Consider the following 22,426-nt stretch of genomic DNA (forward strand, 5'->3'; position numbering starts at 1 on the left):
GTTGGCTGGGTTAGCTTGTAGATCAGCGATGATCGCGTTGGCTTTCTCTTCCCACTCTGCTGGCAGTTCACCGTTTAGACGACGCTTAAGCTCTGCGGCTTCCGCAGGGTAAGCTGCTGCGTACGCGTCAAACTTAGCATTCCACGCAGCTTCTTTTTCTGCGCCTGCCGCTTTAGCATCCCACTGAGCATAGACATCCGCAGGGATTTCGAACGGACCGTGCTCCCAACCAAGTTGCTTACGAGTCGCGGCAATTTCTTCAGCGCCTAGTGGTGCGCCGTGACAGTCGTGTGAACCAGACTTGTTAGGTGAACCAAAACCGATGATAGTTTTAGTACAGATTAGCGTAGGGCGAGGGTCAGCTTTTGCTGCAATGATGGCCGCATTGATCGCTTCAGGATCGTGACCGTCAACTGCTGGGATTACATGCCAGCCGTACGCTTCAAAACGCTTAGGTGTATCGTCAGAGAACCAACCTTCAACGTGACCATCGATAGAGATACCATTGTCATCCCAGAAAGCGATTAGCTTGCCAAGACCTAACGTGCCCGCGAGAGAACATGCTTCGTGTGAGATACCCTCCATCAGACAGCCATCACCCATAAATGCATAAGTGAAGTGATCAACGATGTCGTGGCCTTGTTTGTTGAATTGTGCAGCAAGCGTTTTCTCAGCCAGCGCCATACCAACCGCATTAGTGATACCTTGACCTAGAGGACCCGTTGTTGTTTCAACACCAGGCGCATAACCGTACTCTGGGTGGCCCGGAGTTTTTGAATGTAGCTGACGGAAGTTCTTCAGATCGTCGATAGACAGCTCGTAACCAGAAAGGTGTAGCAGCGAGTAAATCAGCATAGAGCCGTGGCCGTTAGAAAGTACAAAACGGTCGCGATCTGCCCATTCTGGGTTAGCTGGGTTGTGATTTAGGTGTGAACGCCAAAGAACTTCAGCGATATCAGCCATACCCATAGGTGCGCCTGGGTGGCCAGAGTTAGCTTGTTGTACACCATCCATGCTTAGAGCGCGGATTGCGTTAGCGAGATGTTGACGAGAAGACATGTCAGCTCCTGAGTGCATTAAGCGAATCATAAATGTAAGTGGGCGACAATTCTCTCAAAGCACTGTTAGCTCTGCAAACGTTTTCCAGCCAGTTTATTCACAAATATTCTATCTTTTGGTCTAACTTCATAGAGGAAGCACGCAATCTTCATATTAGCAACGCAAACGTTTAGTTTTGCTTCTAAGAAAAAAAGAGCTTGTAATTCGAACGGTCAAAACTAAAATAGACGTCTAGATGTAGAAACACCTACAGTTTGTACTAATAATTTTTTGTAGAAGACTTCCCTTCTGCTCAATTAATAATAGAAATGGAGCTCACATGGCTAAGCACCTGTTCACTTCTGAGTCAGTATCAGAAGGCCATCCAGATAAAATTGCAGACCAGATTTCTGATGCAGTCCTTGATGCGATTCTAGAACAAGATCCAAAAGCACGTGTTGCGTGTGAAACTTATGTAAAAACCGGCATGGTAATGGTTGGTGGTGAAATCACGACATCTGCATGGGTAGATATCGAAGAGCTCACTCGCCAAACTGTTCGTGAAATCGGCTACGTTCACTCAGACATGGGCTTTGATGCTAACTCTTGTGCAGTTCTAAATACGATCGGTAAACAGTCACCAGATATCAACCAAGGTGTTGATAAAGCAGATCCTAAAGAGCAAGGTGCGGGTGACCAAGGTATTATGTTCGGTTACGCAACTAACGAAACTGAAATCCTAATGCCAGCACCAATTACTTACTCTCACCGTCTTGTGCAAAAACAAGCTGAAGTACGTAAGAACGGTACTCTACCTTGGTTGCGCCCAGATGCGAAATCTCAGGTTACTTTCCAGTACGATGAAGGCAAAATCGTTGGTATCGATGCGGTTGTTCTTTCTACTCAGCACTGTGACACAATCTCAACTCCAGACCTACGTGAAGCAGTAATGGAAGAGATCATCAAGCCAGTACTACCTACAGAGTGGATCAACAAAGAGACCAAGTTCTTCATCAACCCAACAGGTCGTTTTGTTATCGGTGGTCCTATGGGTGACTGTGGTCTGACTGGTCGTAAGATCATCGTTGATACATACGGCGGCGCAGCGCGTCACGGTGGTGGTGCATTCTCTGGTAAAGATCCATCAAAAGTAGACCGTTCTGCGGCTTACGCAGCTCGTTATGTTGCGAAAAACATCGTAGCGGCAGGTCTTGCTGATCGTTGTGAAATCCAATTGTCTTACGCGATTGGTGTTGCAGATCCAACGTCTATCATGGTTGAAACTTTTGGTACTGAAAAAGTTTCTCAAGAAATCATCATTGAAGCAGTTCGTCAGCACTTCGACCTACGCCCATACGGTCTACAAGAAATGCTTAACCTACTTCAACCAATCTATAAGAAGACGGCGGCATACGGTCACTTCGGTCGTGAAGAGTTCCCTTGGGAAGCGACTGACAAAGCAGCAATTCTACGTGAGTTCGCTGGATTAAAGTAATTTAGTGACAATCACTTAGCTGATACATCGAGGCCTCTGGACAACCAGAGGCCTTTTTTATTACCAATAAAAATCGCTTCTCAACGTTGTATTTTTTTGTCATGGGGTCAATAGTTAAAAATATGTTAACACCTCGAATTCAGTATTGTACTGATGGTTAACATAGACTGATGCGCCGCTTACATCACAGACGTCGGCAAGCCGGGCATCGAGTATCAAACGCTAAATTTGCCAACGAATTTAGTCAACGTAGAGAATCGATCAAGGAGGATGTATGCCTCGTACGGTGAATCCACAGGACTTCAACGATAAACGAAAGGAAGTCTCAGATGCGGAATATGCTCGCACAATCCCTTGCAATCAGGTAAGCATATCTGCCCCATTCCACTGGCTCGCACTCGGTCTACATGACTTCGTCCGAATGCCGCTTATTAGTGCCTTTTATGGCTTATGCTTTATGGCTGCCGCCATCGGTATTGTATTACTTGTGCAATGGCAAGGAACTCACCTTGTCGTCATGCCGAGCTTAGTCGTCTATATGTTAATTGGTCCATTCCTTGCGCTTGGATTGTATGATGCTAGCTGGGAAAGAGAGAGAGGCCATAGCGCCAGTTTGATGCACTCAATGAAAGCCATTGGACGTAACTCAAGTTCACAATGGGCCTTTGCAGTGTTACTCGCGGTTTGTATGATTTTCTGGATGCGTATCGCAGCACTGCTTCATGCTCTTTACCCATCGGTTCAGGGTGCGCCTTTAAGTGAGTTTATGCCATTTCTCGTTATAGGCTCTTTGGTCGGTTTTGTTCTAGCGAGTATCGTCTTTAGTATTTCAGCGTTTTCTATTCCACTAATGATGGAACGCCGAGTCGATATGATGACTGCTGTGTTCACTAGCTTTAATGCCGTCAAATCGAACATTCCCGCGATGATCGTCTGGGCCGCACTGATCTGTGGCGGTATTTTGGTTGGTTTTGCCACTTACGGTATTGGAATGCTCTTTACCATGCCAATTCTTGGTTATGGTACTTGGCATGCCTACCATGAAACGATCAAAAAGAAACATCACCCTTAGGTCGCACTTCATGCTGTTCCGGTATATCATTCGCCCCTGTTTATGGGGCGATTTTTTTGGGAGTGTGGCTTGGACATAGAATTAGAATATCGAGCAAACAAGGTGATTGCGGAATGCATAGATACAGCACAACAAGCCTTTGAGCGTCGTTTCTCCATCCCCAGCCTTAACTTTAAACTCAGAGGAAAAGCTGCCGGTAAAGCATTTCTACAACTCAATGAAATTCGCCTCAATCCAGTCCTTTTTAGAGAGAACAAACACGCCTTCTTTGCAGAAGTCATTCCCCATGAAGTTGCCCACTTAGTCACCTATCAAGTGTATGGGCGAGTCCGTCCTCATGGAAAAGAGTGGCAAGCAGTCATGGAGTCTGTGTTTAAAATACCCGCTCGGACAACACACCGTTTCGAAACTATCTCGGTTCAAGGAAAAACGTTCGAATATCGCTGTCAGTGCTCCTTGTACCCGTTAACGATTCGTCGTCACAATAAGGTTTTGAGACAACAAGCAAGCTATCGCTGTCAGCAGTGCCATCAAACGCTTGCCTACACGGGCAAACAACTTTTCTAAATTCGAAATTTATCAATTATTTAATGCAGAGTTGCGTGTTAGACTCCAGTTTCTAATGCTTTTCTAACACTTAACTATCATGCAAAAACATCTGCTCATCGCTCTTGCGGCAATGATTTTAAGCCCCCTATCTCAAGCTGCTCCGCCCGCTTCGTTCAGCCAAGCAAAGAAAGAAGCCGTTAAAATTTACTCCGATCACCCAACGAGTTTCTACTGCGGGTGTAACATTGATTGGAAGGGAAAGAAAGGCATCCCTGACTTAGAGTCGTGTGGCTACAAAGTTCGCAAACAGCAACAACGTGCCTCACGTATCGAATGGGAGCATGTTGTGCCTGCCTGGCAATTTGGTCACCAACTCCAATGTTGGCAAAACGGCGGAAGGAAAAATTGTTCCAAGAATGACAAACAGTTTCGTCAGATGGAAGCTGACCTCCACAACCTTACGCCAGCCATAGGAGAGGTGAACGGTGATCGATCCAATTTCAATTTCAGCCAGTGGAATGGTATCGATGGAGTCACCTATGGCCAATGTGAAATGCAGGTCAATTTCAAGGAACGTAAAGCAATGCCCCCAGATCGTGCCAAAGGCGCCATCGCAAGAACCTATCTCTATATGAGCCAAGAATATGGATTCAATTTGTCCAAGCAGCAACGTAATCTTATGAATGCTTGGAATAAGCAGTTTCCAGTAGACAAGTGGGAGTGTGAACGAGATAGACGCATCGACAAAATTCAAGGCAATCACAATCCGTTTGTTTACGAAGCCTGCCAAGCGCGTTAAATACCTTTAGAGTTTTCAGTAAAGCACTGGAAACTCTGCTTGCCCCTTGTTTTTTCAATGCAAAGCATCCATGTTAGAAGTTAACTCAAAATCTGTTGCCGGAAGTCGAAATACAATGCGAATCCCACGAATTTATCACCCACAAACCATAACTCAGCTTGGACGTTTGTTACTAAGTGAAGAAGCAGCTGGTCATATCGGTCGAGTGCTGAGAATGAAGGAAGGTCAGCAAGTGTTGCTGTTTGACGGGAGTGGCGCAGAGTTTCCGGCACTCATCAGTGATGTGAGCAAAAAATCCGTGGAAGTAGACGTCACTGAACGTATTGAGCGTAGCAGTGAATCACCATTAGATCTCCACTTAGGTCAAGTCATCTCTCGTGGTGATAAGATGGAGTTCACCATTCAAAAGTCTGTTGAGCTAGGTGTGAACACCATTACTCCCCTAATATCTGAGCGCTGTGGCGTGAAACTCGATCAAAAACGCTTTGAGAAGAAACTCGCTCAATGGCAAAAAATAGCAATCAGTGCGTGTGAGCAATGTGGTCGAAATACAGTACCAGAGATTCGCCCTGTCATGCAGCTTGAGGAATGGTGTGGTGAAGAGTATGACGGCTTAAAACTCAACCTACATCCACGCGCCAAGTACTCGATTAATACTTTACCTACGCCTGTAGAAAAAGTGCGTCTACTGATTGGTCCTGAAGGTGGTTTATCCGCTGAAGAAATCGGCATGACGGAAAAGTACAATTTCGAAGAGACGCTGCTCGGCCCACGTGTTTTACGTACTGAGACAGCAGCCCTTACGGCAATTACAGCCTTGCAAGTTCGTTTCGGCGATCTTGGTTAAACGGAGAAAGACAATGATCAAATTAGGTATTGTGATGGACCCTATTTCGTCCATTAACATCAAAAAAGACTCTAGCTTTGCCATGATGCTTGAAGCGCAGCGCCGCGGCTATCAGATCCATTACATGGAAATGAACGATCTTCACCTTGAACAAGGTGTTGCGATCGCAGATACCAAGATCGTAGAACTTAAAGAAGATCCAACAGGTTGGTACGAGTTTAAATCTGAGCAAACCATCGAGTTATCCGAGCTCGATGTCGTTCTCATGCGTAAAGATCCTCCATTTGACACTGAGTACATCTACGCAACCTATATTTTAGAGCGTGCAGAAGAGCAAGGCACCCTGATCGTAAACAAGCCACAAAGCCTGCGTGATTGTAACGAAAAACTGTTCACTGCATGGTTCCCAGAACTTACTCCAACCACAATAGTGACTCGAAAAGCAGAAAGAATTAAAGCGTTCCGTGAACAGCATGGCGACGTGATCTTAAAACCTCTAGACGGCATGGGTGGCGCGTCTATCTTCCGCGTCAAAGAGAATGATCCAAACGTATCCGTCATCATTGAAACCTTGACCAACCACGGTCAAAACTACGCAATGGCACAAACATTCGTTCCTGATATCAGCAACGGTGACAAGCGCATCCTAGTCGTAGATGGCGAGCCAATGCCTTATTGTTTGGCACGTATTCCTGCGAAAGGTGAAACACGTGGCAACTTGGCAGCGGGCGGAACAGGTGAAGCGAGACCACTTAGTGAGACAGATAAAAAGATAGCTGAAGCTGTAGCGCCTACACTTAAAGAAAAAGGGCTGATATTTGTTGGCTTAGACGTCATCGGTGACAAGCTAACAGAGATAAACGTAACTAGCCCAACTTGTATTCGTGAAATCGAAGCGGCATTTGATGTGTCGATCACTGGCAAACTCATGGACGCCATTGAACGTCGACTAAACGCCTAAACTGTTAGGGCAACCTATAGGGTTGCCCATATTTAAGTGGGAGTGTTTATGAATTTAACCAACCATTTTTTAGTGGCAATGCCGGGCATGAAAGATCCCTACTTCCAGCGCAGCGTGATTTACGTTTGCGAACACAACGAAGATGGGGCGATGGGTTTAATGATTAATGCTCCTATCGACATCACCATCGGCAAAATGTTAGAGAAAGTCGATGTCGAGTCAATTCATCCGAAACTCTTAACCGACAGCTTAGACAAGCCTGTACTCAACGGTGGCCCAGTCTCGGAAGATCGTGGTTTTATACTCCACCAGCCTAAAGACGAATATGAATCCAGCATCAAGATGACGGATAAAATCTCCGTCACTACATCTCGTGATATTCTTGGTGTACTCGGGACAGAAGCTGAACCTCACCATTATCTCGTCGCATTAGGCTATTCTGGCTGGGAAGCTGGTCAGCTAGAGATAGAGCTGTCAGAGAACTCATGGTTAACGGTTGAGGCGGATCCCAATGTGATGTTCGATACTCCAATCAATGAACGCTGGCAAAAGGCAGTACAGATGCTTGGTATTGATGTCGCCCAACTTTCTAGTGATATTGGCCACGCGTAACAACAATAACGAAGAGAAACATGTCTAGAACAATTATGGCATTTGACTTTGGCACTAAAAGTATTGGTAGTGCGATAGGACAGGAAATTACGGGTACCGCTTCTCCGTTGAAAGCTTTTAAAGCTAATGATGGAATCCCAAATTGGGATGACATCGAAAAGCAAATCAAAGAGTGGCAACCGGATCTACTAGTGGTGGGTTTGCCTACCGACCTGCATGGCAAAGATCTTGAAACCATTACGCCAAGAGCGAAGAAGTTTGCTAACCGCCTACATGGTCGTTTTGGCTTAGCCGTCGAACTGCATGACGAACGCTTATCAACCATGGAAGCACGCGCAGACTTGTTCGAAATGGGTGGCTACAAAGCACTAAGCAAAGGGAATGTCGACTGCCAGTCAGCGGTCGTCATTCTTGAAAGCTGGTTTGAGGCGCAATACGGGTAGCGAGAAGCGTTCTTCTCGCCCCTAATCCATATCAATCTTAACATTACTCAACGCACTGCCACTTGAACCATTGCCACGCTGCGTTTTAAGCATGATTCTGAGATCATTGGCCGAATCTGCACTATAAAGTGCATCTTCCTCGCTAATTTGATTCTCGGTTACTAACTTATACAGTGCCTGATCAAAGGTTTGCATCCCCACCTCATTCGACTTAGCCATTGTTGCTTTTAACTCATGCAAGTCGCCACGTCGAATAAGATCAGAAACTCTTGGACTATTGAGCAACACTTCAAAGACACCATGACGACCCTGACCATTTTTATCTCGAATCAGTTGCTGACCAATCACACCACGAAGATTCATCGACAAATCGAACAGGAATTGTTCTTTTTGCTCTTTGGGTACCAAATGTAAAATGCGTTCAAGAGCCTGATTGGCGTTATTGGCATGCAGAGTCGCCATACAGAGATGGCCTGTCTCAGCAAATGTCATTGCGTATTCCATTGTTTCACGCGAACGTATTTCTCCAATCAGAATCATATCAGGAGCCTGACGCAACGAATTCTTCAATGCAACTTCATAGCTTTCTGTATCTAAACCGACTTCACGTTGAGTCACAATGCAGCGCTGATGCTCGTGAACAAACTCAATCGGGTCTTCAACCGTTAAAATATGCCCCGACTGATGAATATTGCGATAGCCAGTCATCGCCGCCATGGTGGTCGATTTACCCGACCCCGTCGCCCCAACGACTAGAACTAGTCCCCTCTTAGCGGTAGCCAGTTCTCTCAATACTTCAGGAAGTTTGAGTTCCTCAAAGGTGGGAATCCTTGTTTCAATCCGGCGAATAACGGCGCCGGGCAGCTCTCGCTGATAGAAAGCCGACACACGGAATCGTCCAAAGTGACGGACGATAGCAAAGTTAGCCTCTTTACTAGCATGAAACTCATGCTGGCGCTCTCTATCCATCATACTTTCAAGCAAGGAACTCACCACCGCATGTGAAAGTTTATCACCTTGGGGACGCAGCTCACCATCCACACGATAAAGAACCGGAGCCCCAACCGTAATATAGAGATCTGACGACTTTTGATCGATCATCTGCTCTAAAAAAACATCAATATCCATACCGTTTCCACTCAATCAGAACATAGACGTTTCAAGTTCTATTTTCTTAGCAACTTCATCTGGCTCAACCAAGCCTTGTGCTATCAACTGTTTGGCATTCTGCTCCATGGTCTGCATGCCATGAGCAGCTCCGGTTTGAATCACAGACAACATCTGTGCGACTTTATCCTCACGAATAAGGTTGCGAATTGCAGGTGTCGCCATCATGATTTCATGGCAAGCTGTACGCCCGCCACCAATACGTTTCAGCAGTTTTTGTGCAATAACCGCTCGCAATGATTCAGAGAGCATTGAGCGCACCATTTCTTTATCGCTACCAGGGAATACATCAATAATGCGGTCAATGGTTTTTGCCGCCGAGCTAGTGTGCAGAGTCCCAAACACCAAATGACCGGTTTCGGCCGCAGTTAGCGCTAAACTGATCGTCTCTTTATCTCGTAACTCCCCGACCAGAATAACATCTGGGTCTTCGCGTAAAGCACTGCGTAAAGCGTTACTAAAATTGTGTGTGTCACGGTGGACTTCACGCTGATTGACTAAGCATTTGTTGTTGCTGTGAACAAATTCAATCGGGTCTTCAATCGTGAGGATATGCTTGTTGTGGTGACGGTTAATGTAGTCCACCATCGCTGCGAGCGTGGTCGATTTTCCAGAGCCCGTTGGCCCAGTCACCAATACCAACCCTTTTTCCATATTGGCAATTTTTTCAAAGATGGGCGGAGTGTCTAACTGTTCTAAGGTCGGAATCGTCATAGGGATGGTACGGAACACCGCTGCACAGCCTCGAGCCTGATTGAACGCATTGACACGAAATCGCCCAACGTCAGGTAACTCGAACGAAAAGTCGACTTCGAGTCGCTCTTCAAACTCGCTTCTTTGAGCGTCGTTCATCACATCAAATATCAATCGATGCACATCCGCATGATTAAAAGCTGGTACGCCAAGCTTTCTTACTTCACCATCTATCCTTACCATTGGAGATACTCCAGCAGAAAGATGTAGATCTGAAGCATTATGCTTTACACTAAAATCCAGTAATTCAGCGATATCCATTTAAAATCCTTAAGTAAAATCTGCTATGACTAGTATTCAACAAAATATTGAACAGATCACCTCACAGATTGAGGTCGCACAACAAAAGTGTGGACGCGGTCGGGACTCAGTGCAACTTCTCGCCGTCAGCAAGACTAAGCCTGTCGAAGCTATCCTTGAAGCTGCTCAAGCTGGGCAAGTCGCATTTGGAGAGAACTACGTCCAAGAAGGGGCAAATAAAGTCGCCCACTTCACTCATCATCACCCTGAACTGAACTTAGAATGGCACTTTATTGGCCCAATACAGTCCAATAAGTCGCGCCATGTTGCAGAAAGCTTTGACTGGGTACATACCGTCGATAGAACTAAGATAGCTCAACGTCTCAACGATCAGCGTCCAGAAGGCCTCGAGCCGATTCAGGTTCTGATTCAAGTAAATACCAGTGGCGAAGCATCAAAGTCCGGCATTGACGACGATGAAATCTTTGCTCTTGCTGAGTTGATTTCTCAGCTTCCGAACCTCACTTTAAGAGGATTGATGTCAATCCCTGCTAATGTTTCAGACTATGAGTCACAACTGGCGGCATTTACTCAATTAGCAACGCTCAAAGAGAAACTCGCGCATCATTTTCCTGATCAAAACATCGATACCTTGTCGATGGGCATGAGTGGTGATATGGAAGCCGCTATCGAAGCAGGTAGCACCATGGTTCGTATCGGTACCGCTATCTTTGGTGCTCGCGATTACAGTAACAAAGCATAAATTGTTGAAAGGATACAAAGACTAATGGAACACAAGAAGATTGCCTTTATCGGCGCAGGCAATATGGTTAAAGCCATTGTGTCTGGCTTAATCGCAGATGGTTACCCAGCAGAACTTATCACAGCAACAGCCCCATCTGAGACACGTCGCTTACCATTAGAGCAAAGTTATGGTATCCAGACCACCAGCGACAATTTCTCAGCGGCACAACAAGCAGAGGTCATTGTACTGTCGGTTAAACCTCAGATGATGGAAGAGGTTTGCCGCCCACTGCAAAGCATCGACTTCTCAGGAAAGTTGGTGATTTCAATTGCGGCTGGTATCCAGTGTTCACGTCTAAACGAAATGCTCGGTTGTCCATTGAATATCGTTCGTGTCATGCCCAATACACCATCACAATTGGGACTAGGAATGAGTGGCCTGTTTGCTCCTGAACACGTAACAGCGCTAGACAAAGCTTTTGCTGCTGAGTTAATGCAAGCGGTAGGCAAAGTGTGTTGGGTTGAGCAAGAATCTGGCATCAATAACGTCATTGCTGCTGCTGGAAGTGCGCCTGCATACTTTTTCTTGTTTATGGAAGCCATGCAGGCAGAAGCCATCGCTCAAGGTTTTGATAAAGAGACAGCTCGTCTGCTCGTGCAACAATCAGCGCTCGGTGCGGCAAGCATGGTCGTTGAAAACCCAGACACAGAACTGTCCATTCTACGTGAAAACGTGACATCCAAAGGGGGCACAACGGCTGAAGCCCTAAGAACATTCAATCAGCATCAACTTTCAGATATAGTAGCGAAAGCTATGCAGGCGGCCGTTGCTCGCGCTGAAGAGATGGAAAAACTGTTTTAATTACCAGAGCACAACGCTCTAGAAAATAAGGGTCACCTATGAATTCAATGAGTTTTCTGATTTCCACCCTGTTTGATCTCTACATCATGGTGGTGATCTTACGTATCTGGTTGCAAGCTGCCCGCGCAGACTTCTACAACCCGTTTTCACAATTCATTGTAAAAGCAACTCAGCCTGTTATTGCTCCACTACGTCGAATGATCCCATCTGCGGGCAGCCTAGACTTAGCAACAATTCTGTTCGCCTACCTACTGTGCGTATTGAAATTCGTCGCACTGGTTCTGATCGCTTCGAATGGCTCAGTATCCTTCAGTGCAGACTTCCTATTCCTAGGTCTATTGTCACTGATTAAAGCAGCGGGTGGCCTACTTTTCTGGGTGCTATTAATCCGCGCTATCCTAAGTTGGGTGAGTCAAGGTCGCAGTCCTATCGAATACGTGTTCCATCAGCTTACTGAACCTATGCTCGCACCTATCCGTCGCGTTATCCCAGCGATGGGTGGTTTTGACTTGAGTGTGTTAGTACTTTTTATTGCTCTACAATTCGCTAACTTTCTGATGGGCGACCTTATTGGCCCAATCTGGTATCAGCTATAATGTCACAAGCAGCTTGGTTTGACGGCGAGGATCTGATTCTTCGCCTTTACATCCAACCCAAGGCAAGCAGAGACAAGATCGTTGGGCAACATGGTGAAGAGATCAAGGTAGCAATAACCGCACCTCCGGTGGATGGGAAAGCCAATGCTCACCTGAGCAAGTACCTTGCAAAGCAGTTCAAGGTAGCCAAAGGACTCATCACCATAGAAAAAGGCGAACTTGGCCGACATAAACAAGTCAGGGTCAGTTCTCCAATACAAATACCCAATGAGGTACAAGCCATCATCTGATGGCTTTTTATTTATCACTCGTCAATGAAACGAATTTAAGAAGGAAGCCCAATGAAGAAATGGATCACACTCGCACTCATCAGCTTGTTTGCTGTACCAAGCTGGGCAGGTCAGTTCAAAACCATCAAAGATGTTGAGGTACACTACTCTGCCTTCAACTCTACTTTTTTAACGGCGCAGGTTGCCAGGAATTACAAGCTCAAACGTAACGCCTATTCTGCGATCCTTAACATCAGTGTGTTAGACAATTCGCAAGCAGGAAAACCCGCCATTACCGCTCAAATCACCGGTACCAGCAAAAACCTGTTAGGCCAGACTCGCCAGCTCAACTTTCGCGAAGTGCAGGAAGGCGACGCTATTTACTACTTAGCGGAGTTTCCTATTTCACAAGAGGAACAACTGACATTCGATTTGGATGTTAATGCTGGCATTAAGGGCACAGGAAGATTAAAGTTCACCCAGAAATTTTACGTAGAAGAGTAATGGCCAAACGGCATGACTCTCGTTCATCAAAGAGACAGAATCCAATGAGCAAGATTGTATTAGCGACAGGTAATCAAGGTAAGGTTCGCGAAATGGCAGACCTACTGTCTGATTTTGGTTTTGAAGTGTTAGCCCAAAGCGAATTCAACGTTTCTGAAGTTGCTGAAACTGGCACCACATTTATCGAGAATGCGATCATCAAGGCACGCCACGCGGCAAAAGAAACCGGTCTTGCTGCCATTGCTGATGATTCAGGTTTAGAAGTAGACGCCCTCAAAGGTGCCCCTGGTATCTACTCCGCTCGCTATGCTGGCGAAGGTGCAAGTGACCAACAAAACCTTGAGAAGCTGCTCGACGCAATGAAAGAGGTGCCAGAAGAACAGCGCAGTGCTCGTTTCCATTGTGTGCTCGTGTTAATGCGCCATGCAAACGATCCAACTCCTATCGTTTGTCACGGCAAGTGGGAGGGACGAATTCTCACTGAAGCTCGCGGCGAAAATGGCTTCGGTTATGACCCGATCTTTTTCGTACCAGAAGACAACTGCGCTTCTGCTGAGTTAGAACCTGCACGTAAAAAACAGCTTTCACATCGCGGAAAAGCGCTCAAACAGTTGTTCGCGACTCTATCTGAACAACCGCTTTAATCACTACTCAGTCAACGATAGACAATGAGCAAACTTATCCCACCAGCACTAAGTCTTTATGTACACATCCCCTGGTGTGTACAAAAGTGCCCGTACTGTGATTTTAACTCTCACGCTCTAAAGGCTGAGATCCCAGAAAATGAATACATCGCAGCACTGCTACAAGATTTAGACACAGATATTGAGCGTTACCAGATCAATGATAACCCGCGACCGCTACACTCGATCTTTATCGGTGGCGGTACTCCTAGTCTGATATCGGCACAAGGTATTGCTGCACTTCTATCAGGAATTGAAGCTCGTATCCCTTTCAAACCGGACATAGAAATCACCATGGAAGCCAACCCTGGCACGATTGAGGCGGAGCGTTTTGCTGGCTATAGAAAAGCGGGAGTAACACGTATCTCCATCGGTGTGCAAAGCTTCGAGCAGCAAAAACTTGAGAAGCTAGGTCGAATTCATGGGAAGGATGAAGCGGTCAATGCCGCTAAGCTGGCGCATCAAATCGGTCTTAGTAGCTTTAACCTCGATCTCATGCACGGATTACCGGATCAGTCTGTCAATCAAGCTCTGGCCGATCTCGATAAAGCGATCGAACTCGATCCTCCTCATTTATCTTGGTACCAGCTAACCATAGAACCTAACACCATGTTCTACTACAAGCAGCCTACCTTGCCCGATGACGATGACTTGTGGGATATTTTTGAGTTGGGACATCAAAAGTTAGCCGAAGCAGGCTACGTTCAGTACGAGATTTCCGGCTACAGTAAACCTGGTTATCAATGCCAGCATAACCTCAACTATTGGCGTTTTGGTGATTATCTTGGTATTGGTTGTGGCTCTCACGGAAAGATAAGCTTTAGTGATGGTCGCATTATTAGAACCACAAAAGTCAAACATCCGCGAGGCTATCTAGCGGCGTATGACAATATGGTCAAACCTTACTTGAGTGACGAAACGGAGGTCTGTGAACAAGATCGCCCCTTCGAATTCTTTATGAATCGATTCCGCCTAATCGAAGCATGTCCGAAACAGGATTTTCTCGACACCACAGGGCTTGGTTTCGAGGCGATTGATGAGACGATTAACTGGGCGATTGGACTAGGCTATCTCACAGAGACAAGCACTCACTGGCAGATAACGGAGAAAGGAAAGTTATTTTTGAATGACTTACTTGAAGCGTTTATGGCGGAAGAGTAAGCGAGTAGCGAGAAGCGAGAAGCGAGAAGCGAGAAGCGAGAAGCGAGAAGCGAGAAGCGACAAAATTTTGAAGGGTTGGCACACAGCACCAACCCTTTCCTTTAAAAATCAGACAATTAAAATTAAATCTTAGCCAGCACAGCCTGCAACTTTCGACTCGCTCACCACAAGCTCCTCTTGAAGGGCGCAGCCCGAACTCGATTCTCGGAGCAAAGCGTTCTAGCATCTCGAAGGACGGAGTCCGTTCTAAAATATCGATCGCCCAATACGCTCTGCTAATAGTTCCAGCGCTTTGGTACCTGCTAACGAGTTGCCAGACGGATCTAGCTCAGGCGACCAAACTGCAATGGTCATTTCTCCTGGCACAACTGCCATAATACCGCCTCCTACACCAGACTTACCCGGCATACCGACTCGGTAGGCAAACTCACCCGCACCATCATACAAACCACAGGTAGCCAACAAGGCATTCAACTGCTTAGTTTGAGTTGGCGTAATCACTGGTTTGCCAGTTTGAACTGATGAGCCCTTATTCGCTAGGTAGCTGAAGGTTTTGGCCAGATCGACACAGCTCATCTTGAGTGCACAGGCGTGGAAGTAGTTATTGAGCACCGGAATAACATCGTTCTCAAAATTACCAAAAGAACGCATGAGATAAGCGATAGCCGCATTACGGTCACTGTGCATCATCTCAGAGGCGGCTACCACCTTGTCATAACAGATAAGTGTATCGCCTGATAACTGACGAACAAACTCAAGCAAACGCTGGCGAGGTGCAGAGAGACGGCTATTCAGCAAATCCGCGACAACAATTGCGCCCGCATTGATAAAGGGGTTACGTGGAATACCCTGTTCCATTTCCAACTGAATCAGCGAGTTAAATGCCTGACCTGAAGGCTCTTTACCGACTCTTGCCCAAATTTCCTCTGGCTTATATAAGCACATTGCCAAGGTTAAACTCAGCGCTTTAGAGATGGATTGAATTGAGAATGCCTCATCGGCATCCCCCGCTTTAATCACTTCACCTTGATTGGTAAATACAGCAATACCTAGCTTAGACGCAGGCACTTTCGCCAATGCGGGAATATAATCAGCGACTTTACCTTGCCCAATAAGAGGGCGAACCTCAGCGAGGATTTCTATTAAGATTTCTTGTGTCGGTTTCATCAGTAACCTTTAAAATCAATTAGTTATTATTATTTTCTTATAGGGTCAAAAAAGCCAACACATCAATGTTGGCTTTTTAAATCTCTTCACGTCAGCGCGATTGGCCGTCTTAACCAGCCAATAACGTTGGACAATTATTTTACGCGTTTGTACTTAATATCCCAAACGCCATGGCCTAAGCGATGACCACGTGCTTCAAATTTTGTTAGCGGGCGCTCATCCGGACGTGGAATATAATCACCATCTTGAGCGATGTTTTCAAAACCAGGCGCTTGGTTCATCACTTCAATCATATGCTCTGCGTAGTTTTCCCAGTCAGTTGCCATATGGAAAATACCTTCGCCTTCAATCAGCTTTTGACGAACCATTTCAGCGAAATCTAGCTGAACGATACGGCGCTTGTGGTGACGCTTTTTGTGCCACGGATCTGGGAAGAACAGTTGAAGAGTGGCGAGGCTGCTATCTGGAATCATGTTAGCAAACACTTCTACCGCGTCATGACACATAACACGTAGGTTAGTGATACCCGCTTCACGCGCATCTGACAAACAAGCACCAACACCTGGGCTATGTACTTCGATACCGATAAAGTTTTTCTCAGGTGCATTTTTCGCCATTTCAACCAGCGATGCCCCCATACCAAAACCAATTTCAAGAACAACAGGGTTGTCGTTACCAAACACCTCTTTCCAATCAAGAAGTTCATTTTGGTAATCTATACCCATTGCTGGCCAACACTCATTCATCGCGTTTTCTTGACCCTTGGTCAGACGACCTTCGCGTCGAACAAAGCTGCGAATTTTGCGTATCAATTTACCGTCTTCGTTGTACTCGTTAGTGGTCACTTCACTCATGATTTTGCCTGTCTAAAAATTGGTCTCGACTCAAAGGGATTGTGATTATCCAAAGAATTGCCACTGGTGCAAGTTTTTTAGCTAATTCCACACAGTTTATCGGTTGTACTTTACCCATAAACTATGGTGCAATTTTGCAAGATTAGATAACAAAATAAACAGAGCAAGTCGTGACCCCTTTCGCCAGCGCCATCCTCGAATGGTATGAAAACTATGGACGTAAGAGCCTACCTTGGCAGCAAAACAAAAGCGCCTATAGCGTTTGGCTGTCTGAAATCATGTTGCAACAGACCCAAGTTGCCACTGTGATCCCCTATTACCAACGTTTTCTGCAACGCTTTCCAACCGTAGTAGATCTCGCGAATGCGGAACAAGATGAAGTCTTACACCTGTGGACAGGACTTGGTTACTACGCCAGAGCACGAAACCTCCATAAAGCAGCAAAAGTCGTTACCGAGCAATATGGTGGAGAGTTCCCACTAAACATTGAAGAGATGAACGCATTACCTGGAATTGGACGCTCCACTGCTGCCGCCATACTCTCTTCCGTTTACAAGCAACCACATGCTATTTTGGATGGCAATGTTAAGCGAACTTTAGCTCGGAGCTTTGCGGTAGAAGGATGGCCGGGACAGAAAAATGTTGAGAATCAATTGTGGCAATATGCAGAACAACACACCCCCTCAGTTGATGTCGACAAATACAACCAAGCGATGATGGATATGGGGGCGATGGTCTGTACACGCAGTAAGCCAAAATGTACCCTCTGCCCTATCGAGTCTTTCTGCCTTGCCAACAAACAGGGTAATCCACTCGACTATCCAGGTAAGAAGCCTAAAAAAGAGAAACCGTTTAAAGAAACGTGGTTTGTCATGCTACACCACAACAATCATGTGTGGCTGGAACAACGCCCTCAATCTGGAATTTGGGGTGGGTTGTTCTGTTTTCCTGAAGCTGAAGATGACAATATCGTCCATCAGCTTGATATACGTAATGTTACTGAGAATACAATCAAAGACCAGACTCAGTTGATCGCATTCCGCCATACCTTTAGCCATTATCATCTCGATATCACACCAATTTTGGTAGACCTATCAAAGCAACCCAATGTGGTAATGGAAGGAAGCAAAGGTCTTTGGTATAACTTATCGCAACCTGAAGAGATCGGTTTAGCCGCGCCAGTTAAGCAATTACTGGAAAGCTTGCCTTTTGAACTTCAAAGTTAATCATATTTTAAGGAGTCGTTATGAGCCGCACTGTATTTTGTGCTCGACTACAAAAAGAAGCTGATGGTCTTGATTTTCAGCTTTATCCGGGTGAACTAGGAAAGCGTATTTTTGATAATATTTCTAAAGAAGCTTGGGCACAGTGGCAACACAAACAGACCATGCTGATCAATGAAAAAAAACTCAATATGATGGATCCTGAACACCGTAAGTTAATCGAAACTGAAATGGTTAACTTCCTGTTTGAAGGTAAAGAAGTCCATATTGAAGGCTACACTCCGCCTAGCGAGTAACCCTAGCCTGAATTGAGATACGGAAAAATGACATCATTGCCAGCAGTGATGTCATTTTTTTAGGAGATATATGAAGAAGTTAGCGTATTTTTTTCTCGCGATGTCATTAACAGGTTGCAGCCGAGAGTTTGTTGAAAACCTGTATGATGTGAACTATGAACCGACGAACCGTTTTGCCAAAAATCTCGCTCAGCTACCCGGTCAGTTTGAAAAAGACACAGCGGCACTTGATGCACTGATCAACAGCTTTTCGGGCAACATCGAAAAGCGTTGGGGACGCAACGAAATTAAATTTGCGGGCAAAAGTAACTACGTAAAATACATAGATAACTATCTTAGTCGTTCAGAAGTAAACTTCGATAAAGGCTTGATTACTATCGAAACCGTCTCTCCTACGGATCCTAAGGCACATCTAAAAAATGCCATCATCACGACTTTGCTGACACCAGATGATCCCTCAAACGTCGACCTTTTTTCCTCTAAAGAAATCACTTTGGAAGGCCAACCATTTCTTTATCAACAAGTTGTTGACCAAGATAACAAGCCTATTCAGTGGTCATGGCGTGCTAATCGATTCGCAGATTATCTGATCGCCAACAAACTGAAAGTCAAAGACGTAGATTTTAAGAAAGCCTATTACGTCGAAATTCCGATGGTAGCGGAACAGTTTGAAATTCGTAGCTACAAATATGCAGACATCGTTCAACGAGCATCCCGCAAGTACGACATACCTGAAGACCTAATTTACGCCATCATCAAAACAGAAAGTAGCTTCAACCCCTATGCCGTAAGCTGGGCAAACGCTTATGGTTTAATGCAAGTCGTACCAAAAACAGCAGGGCGAGACGTATTTAAGTTAGTCAAAAAACGCTCAGGAGAGCCGACACCCGAGTACTTGTTTAACCCAGAAAACAATATTGATACTGGGACTGCCTACTTCTACATCCTGAAAAATCGTTACTTGAAAGACGTGAACCATCCAACTTCGTTGGAGTACAGCATGATTTCAGCTTACAACGGTGGTACTGGTGGTGTATTGAACACTTTCAACCGTAATGACCGCAAACGTGCGATGAACGACCTCAACTCATTGCAACCCAATCAGGTTTATTGGGCGCTGACGAAAAAGCACCCTAACGCCGAAGCACGTCGTTACTTAGAAAAAGTTACCAAATTCAAAAAGGATTTTAACTCAGGTAAAACATAATCATTAAAAACGGCTAAATAATCGGCACTTAACCACTTTTTTGAATTTTTTTCTAAAAACAAGTTGACGGCAAGAGCGAAAATCCGTTTAATAGCGCTCCGTCGCCCGGATAGCTCAGTCGGTAGAGCAGAGGATTGAAAATCCTCGTGTCGGTGGTTCGATTCCGCCTCCGGGCACCACAATTTGATTTGTTGGTGTCTTAACGAAAGTGACAACACGGACAAAAGCATAAAGAATACAGTGTGCCGACTTAGCTCAGTAGGTAGAGCAACTGACTTGTAATCAGTAGGTCACCAGTTCGATTCCGGTAGTCGGCACCATTCTTTTGCCTCGATAGCTCAGTCGGTAGAGCAGAGGATTGAAAATCCTCGTGTCGGTGGTTCGATTCCGCCTCGAGGCACCATTCTTTGGTGTACTTACGCAGTAAGACACAAACAGAATAGTTCCTCCTTAGCTCAGTTGGTAGAGCGACGGACTGTTAATCCGCAGGTCGCTGGTTCGAGCCCAGCAGGAGGAGCCACTTTAAGAAGCCAAGTCGAAAGACTTGGCTTTTTTCATTTCTAGCGCGCCAACTTCTATTTCCACGCTATACCTCACCCACGCTATCCGGTTACTGCAACCAAATCTTTAACTTGTTCTCACTTGCCACATTTGAATACACCAGAGTTATCAATTTTAGTGACTTTTTTTTAGGTACAAAATATATTCAATCCCCTAGCAGATAAATATTTAATCTGTTCTACAATAAGATGACAAGACAAATAAACTACACCTAATTGTCCCTTTTAAATTTCAGAATGATCAATTTGTGAGCAATTATATGAAACTAAAGACACAAGCTTATTTATTATCAGGAATTATCCTGATTGCTCTACTCGCTTTAACGGCTACTGGGTTATGGACTCTGCGTGTTGCCAGCAACTTTGATAACAAGCAACGAGTTACTGAGCTATTTAAAAGTGCCTACAGCATACTAAGCGAAGTGGAGAAAATGGTCGTTGACGGCACATTAGAAGAGCAGCAAGCCAAAGCCATTGCCACTCGCCTATTGAGAAACAATATCTACAAAGATAATGAATACGTTTATGTCGCCGATGAAAATATGACGTTTGTAGCAACACCATTAGACCCTCAGCTACATGGTACCAGCTTCCATGATTTCAAAGATGGTAACGGCAATAGTGTCGGACAACTTATTCAAGACGTTTTAGGTCGTAAAACAGGCCAGATCGTTGAATACACTTGGACGCAAAAACAGGCCGATGGCAGCATTGAAAGTAAACTTTCTATTGCACAAAAGACCCCTAAATGGGGATGGGTTGTTGGCACAGGGATAGGTTTCAATGAGGTCAACGCTCGATTCTGGGCAACGGCACAATGGCAGTTAGTTCTCTGTTTGATCATTGCGGGGGCTATTTTAGCCGTATTGGTGTTCTCAATTCGTCGTATGCTCACGCTATTAGGCGGTGAACCTCAAGAAGTACGTAAAGCCGTGCAAGAAGTCGCCAATGGTACCATTCAAACGTCGTTCGCTTCTAAGGCCGCTCCAGGAAGTATCTACGAAGCGGTTCAGCAAATGAGTCAGTCACTAGCGCAATTGGTCAGCAACCTAGACGGATCTATGCATGCGCTTCGTAATGAGCTAGCGAGCGTAGAAAGCCGTTCTGCGACCATCGCTCAATTAACCGATTCTCAGCAACAATCGACCGCCATGATTGCAACAGCAATGACTGAAATGGCCTCTTCGGCAAACAACGTTGCTGACTCGGCAAGTGATACAGCGCGTAATACTGAAGAGGCAGATAAACAAAGCCAGCATACTCAACAACTGATTCACAACACCGTAGATAACATCCAAGGCTTAGCTAGCCAGTTGGGTACCGCGAGCAAAGCAGTCGCTGATTTAGACAGCGACGTTAATAATATTGTTAAAGTCTTAGATGTAATCGGTGATATTGCAGAACAAACAAACTTGCTGGCACTGAACGCAGCCATTGAAGCGGCACGAGCGGGTGAACAAGGCCGAGGCTTTGCAGTCGTTGCCGATGAGGTACGTAACTTAGCAGGACGAACTCAAGACAGTACCAAAGAGATCCAACTGATGATTAATAACCTTCAGCAAGGCTCGCGCAATGCCATTAGCACCATGGAAGTCTGTGCGGAAACCAGTGAAAGCACCGTTGAAGAATCTCAAAATGCCTCTGCGGCTTTGCAACAGATCGTTGTCGCTCTGGAGTCTATTACCGAAATGAGTCATCAAATTGCAACTGCCGCGGCAGAACAGACCCAAGTGAGTGACGATATTTCTCAACGTATCAATATGATTGAAGATAGCGGCAATCAGCTAAGTAGCGTAGTGACAGAGAGTCACAACAGCACACAAAGCCTAGCTCAATTAGCCAATGAACTAGAAAATTGGGTAAGTAAGTTTACTGTTAAGCACTAAAAACCGTTGGAGCAACAAAAAGCACGCCTCTTCGCGTGCTTTTTTGTTCTTTACCCCTCACTATTCCGGTCGATTTTTACGATAACGCCTTTTGCTCTCTATACATTTCTTATCCAAAATGGATAAAAACAGCCCATTAAGTATAGAAAAACAACAAACGATATTTTTTTTGCATTTTCATGTTGACCTAAAGCACGAAAAGCATTTTAATACACCTCGTCGCCCGGATAGCTCAGTCGGTAGAGCAGAGGATTGAAAATCCTCGTGTCGGTGGTTCGATTCCGCCTCCGGGCACCACAATTTGATTTGTTGGTGTCTTAACGAAAGTGACAACACGGACAAAAGCATAAAGAATACAGTGTGCCGACTTAGCTCAGTAGGTAGAGCAACTGACTTGTAATCAGTAGGTCACCAGTTCGATTCCGGTAGTCGGCACCA

The 22,426-nt window shown here is 45.4% G+C and carries 24 protein-coding genes and 6 tRNA genes; 25 read left to right on the forward strand and 5 right to left on the reverse strand.

Annotated elements, in window-relative coordinates; translation table 11 throughout:
• A partial coding sequence (locus ACQEXT_RS20560; RefSeq protein WP_426953368.1) for a thiamine pyrophosphate-dependent enzyme occupies positions 1-1,059 on the reverse strand: 1,059 nt, incomplete at its 3' end.
• 319 nt (positions 1,060-1,378) lie between these two features.
• Between ACQEXT_RS20560 and metK the strand changes: the two genes are divergently transcribed.
• The 8 genes from metK (at position 1,379) to ruvX (ending at position 7,816) form a co-directional block, all read left to right on the forward strand.
• Positions 1,379-2,533, forward strand: coding sequence for a methionine adenosyltransferase (gene metK, locus ACQEXT_RS20565; protein WP_269378563.1), 1,155 nt, complete (start codon positions 1,379-1,381; stop codon positions 2,531-2,533).
• 274 nt (positions 2,534-2,807) lie between these two features.
• Positions 2,808-3,605 (forward strand): DUF2189 domain-containing protein, encoded by a 798-nt coding sequence (locus ACQEXT_RS20570; protein ID WP_331418051.1) that lies wholly within the window; start codon positions 2,808-2,810, stop codon positions 3,603-3,605.
• A 69-nt stretch (positions 3,606-3,674) separates the two neighbouring features.
• Complete coding sequence (locus ACQEXT_RS20575) at positions 3,675-4,172, forward strand: SprT family zinc-dependent metalloprotease (RefSeq protein WP_331418050.1); 498 nt, start codon at positions 3,675-3,677, stop codon at positions 4,170-4,172.
• 79 nt (positions 4,173-4,251) lie between these two features.
• Positions 4,252-4,953 carry a deoxyribonuclease I gene (gene endA / locus ACQEXT_RS20580; protein WP_426953370.1) on the forward strand — a complete coding sequence of 234 codons (702 nt, stop codon included), beginning with the start codon at positions 4,252-4,254 and terminating at the stop codon, positions 4,951-4,953.
• A gap of 115 nt (positions 4,954-5,068) precedes the next feature.
• A complete protein-coding gene (gene rsmE, locus ACQEXT_RS20585) occupies positions 5,069-5,800 on the forward strand; it encodes a 16S rRNA (uracil(1498)-N(3))-methyltransferase (protein ID WP_426953379.1) in 732 nt (243 codons plus the stop codon).
• Between the two features lie 13 nt (positions 5,801-5,813).
• Positions 5,814-6,761 (forward strand): glutathione synthase, encoded by a 948-nt coding sequence (gene gshB, locus ACQEXT_RS20590; protein ID WP_331418048.1) that lies wholly within the window; start codon positions 5,814-5,816, stop codon positions 6,759-6,761.
• Positions 6,762-6,809: 48 nt separating this feature from the next.
• Entirely contained in the window at positions 6,810-7,373 is a 564-nt protein-coding gene (locus tag ACQEXT_RS20595) for a YqgE/AlgH family protein (protein ID WP_269378558.1), read from the forward strand.
• 20 nt (positions 7,374-7,393) lie between these two features.
• A complete protein-coding gene (gene ruvX, locus ACQEXT_RS20600; protein WP_138970671.1) occupies positions 7,394-7,816 on the forward strand; it encodes a Holliday junction resolvase RuvX in 423 nt (140 codons plus the stop codon).
• Positions 7,817-7,837: 21 nt separating this feature from the next.
• On the opposite strand, the gene ACQEXT_RS20605 is transcribed toward ruvX, so the two are convergent.
• Together ACQEXT_RS20605 and ACQEXT_RS20610 are read right to left on the reverse strand one after the other, a co-directional pair.
• Positions 7,838-8,944, reverse strand: a complete 1,107-nt coding sequence (locus ACQEXT_RS20605) for a PilT/PilU family type 4a pilus ATPase (RefSeq protein ID WP_426953371.1) — start codon at positions 8,942-8,944, stop codon at positions 7,838-7,840.
• Positions 8,945-8,959: 15 nt separating this feature from the next.
• Positions 8,960-9,997, reverse strand: coding sequence for a type IV pilus twitching motility protein PilT (locus ACQEXT_RS20610; RefSeq protein ID WP_138970669.1), 1,038 nt, complete (start codon positions 9,995-9,997; stop codon positions 8,960-8,962).
• 25 nt (positions 9,998-10,022) lie between these two features.
• Here ACQEXT_RS20610 and ACQEXT_RS20615 point away from each other — a divergent pair, with 25 nt between their 5' ends.
• From ACQEXT_RS20615 to hemW, 7 genes are read left to right on the forward strand one after another with little or no spacing between them, the layout of a single operon-like run.
• Positions 10,023-10,739, forward strand: coding sequence for a YggS family pyridoxal phosphate-dependent enzyme (locus ACQEXT_RS20615; RefSeq protein WP_426953372.1), 717 nt, complete (start codon positions 10,023-10,025; stop codon positions 10,737-10,739).
• Between the two features lie 24 nt (positions 10,740-10,763).
• Positions 10,764-11,582, forward strand: a complete 819-nt coding sequence (proC, locus tag ACQEXT_RS20620) for a pyrroline-5-carboxylate reductase (protein ID WP_426953373.1) — start codon at positions 10,764-10,766, stop codon at positions 11,580-11,582.
• Positions 11,583-11,620: 38 nt separating this feature from the next.
• On the forward strand, positions 11,621-12,178 hold the full coding sequence (locus ACQEXT_RS20625) for a YggT family protein (RefSeq protein ID WP_138970666.1): 558 nt from the start codon (positions 11,621-11,623) through the stop codon (positions 12,176-12,178).
• Positions 12,178-12,468, forward strand: coding sequence for a DUF167 family protein YggU (yggU, locus tag ACQEXT_RS20630; protein WP_138970665.1), 291 nt, complete (start codon positions 12,178-12,180; stop codon positions 12,466-12,468). Before ACQEXT_RS20625 ends, yggU begins: the two co-directional genes overlap by 1 nt.
• Positions 12,469-12,519: 51 nt before the next feature.
• Positions 12,520-12,951, forward strand: coding sequence for a DUF4426 domain-containing protein (locus ACQEXT_RS20635; RefSeq protein WP_331418043.1), 432 nt, complete (start codon positions 12,520-12,522; stop codon positions 12,949-12,951).
• Between the two features lie 44 nt (positions 12,952-12,995).
• Entirely contained in the window at positions 12,996-13,595 is a 600-nt protein-coding gene (locus tag ACQEXT_RS20640) for an XTP/dITP diphosphatase (RefSeq protein ID WP_426953375.1), read from the forward strand.
• A gap of 24 nt (positions 13,596-13,619) precedes the next feature.
• On the forward strand, positions 13,620-14,795 hold the full coding sequence (gene hemW, locus ACQEXT_RS20645) for a radical SAM family heme chaperone HemW (RefSeq protein ID WP_426953377.1): 1,176 nt from the start codon (positions 13,620-13,622) through the stop codon (positions 14,793-14,795).
• Positions 14,796-15,041: 246 nt separating this feature from the next.
• Here hemW and glsB read toward each other — a convergent pair whose 3' ends face one another.
• Entirely contained in the window at positions 15,042-15,962 is a 921-nt protein-coding gene (glsB, locus tag ACQEXT_RS20650) for a glutaminase B (RefSeq protein ID WP_138971440.1), read from the reverse strand.
• Between the two features lie 134 nt (positions 15,963-16,096).
• Entirely contained in the window at positions 16,097-16,816 is a 720-nt protein-coding gene (gene trmB, locus ACQEXT_RS20655) for a tRNA (guanosine(46)-N7)-methyltransferase TrmB (RefSeq protein ID WP_269378546.1), read from the reverse strand.
• 170 nt (positions 16,817-16,986) lie between these two features.
• Here trmB and mutY point away from each other — a divergent pair, with 170 nt between their 5' ends.
• The 10 genes from mutY to ACQEXT_RS20705 all read left to right on the forward strand — a co-directional run bounded on the left by mutY (position 16,987) and on the right by ACQEXT_RS20705 (position 22,426).
• A complete protein-coding gene (gene mutY, locus ACQEXT_RS20660; RefSeq protein WP_426953378.1) occupies positions 16,987-18,042 on the forward strand; it encodes an A/G-specific adenine glycosylase in 1,056 nt (351 codons plus the stop codon).
• A gap of 20 nt (positions 18,043-18,062) precedes the next feature.
• The gene (locus ACQEXT_RS20665) at positions 18,063-18,335 is read left to right on the forward strand and encodes an oxidative damage protection protein (RefSeq protein ID WP_138971437.1); all 273 of its coding nucleotides are present in this window, start codon (positions 18,063-18,065) and stop codon (positions 18,333-18,335) included.
• Between the two features lie 70 nt (positions 18,336-18,405).
• Positions 18,406-19,542 carry a membrane-bound lytic murein transglycosylase MltC gene (gene mltC / locus ACQEXT_RS20670; RefSeq protein ID WP_331418039.1) on the forward strand — a complete coding sequence of 379 codons (1,137 nt, stop codon included), beginning with the start codon at positions 18,406-18,408 and terminating at the stop codon, positions 19,540-19,542.
• Between the two features lie 103 nt (positions 19,543-19,645).
• Positions 19,646-19,721, forward strand: a tRNA-Phe gene (locus ACQEXT_RS20675).
• 65 nt (positions 19,722-19,786) lie between these two features.
• Positions 19,787-19,862: transfer RNA gene (locus tag ACQEXT_RS20680), tRNA-Thr, on the forward strand.
• A 7-nt stretch (positions 19,863-19,869) separates the two neighbouring features.
• A tRNA-Phe gene (locus tag ACQEXT_RS20685) sits at positions 19,870-19,945 on the forward strand.
• Between the two features lie 41 nt (positions 19,946-19,986).
• Positions 19,987-20,062, forward strand: a tRNA-Asn gene (locus tag ACQEXT_RS20690).
• Between the two features lie 300 nt (positions 20,063-20,362).
• Positions 20,363-21,988 carry a methyl-accepting chemotaxis protein gene (locus ACQEXT_RS20695; protein WP_331428131.1) on the forward strand — a complete coding sequence of 542 codons (1,626 nt, stop codon included), beginning with the start codon at positions 20,363-20,365 and terminating at the stop codon, positions 21,986-21,988.
• 221 nt (positions 21,989-22,209) lie between these two features.
• Positions 22,210-22,285: transfer RNA gene (locus ACQEXT_RS20700), tRNA-Phe, on the forward strand.
• 65 nt (positions 22,286-22,350) lie between these two features.
• A tRNA-Thr gene (locus ACQEXT_RS20705) sits at positions 22,351-22,426 on the forward strand.

This window comes from Vibrio sp. TRT 29B02, assembly GCF_050113655.1.
Classification (GTDB): Bacteria; Pseudomonadota; Gammaproteobacteria; order Enterobacterales; family Vibrionaceae; genus Vibrio.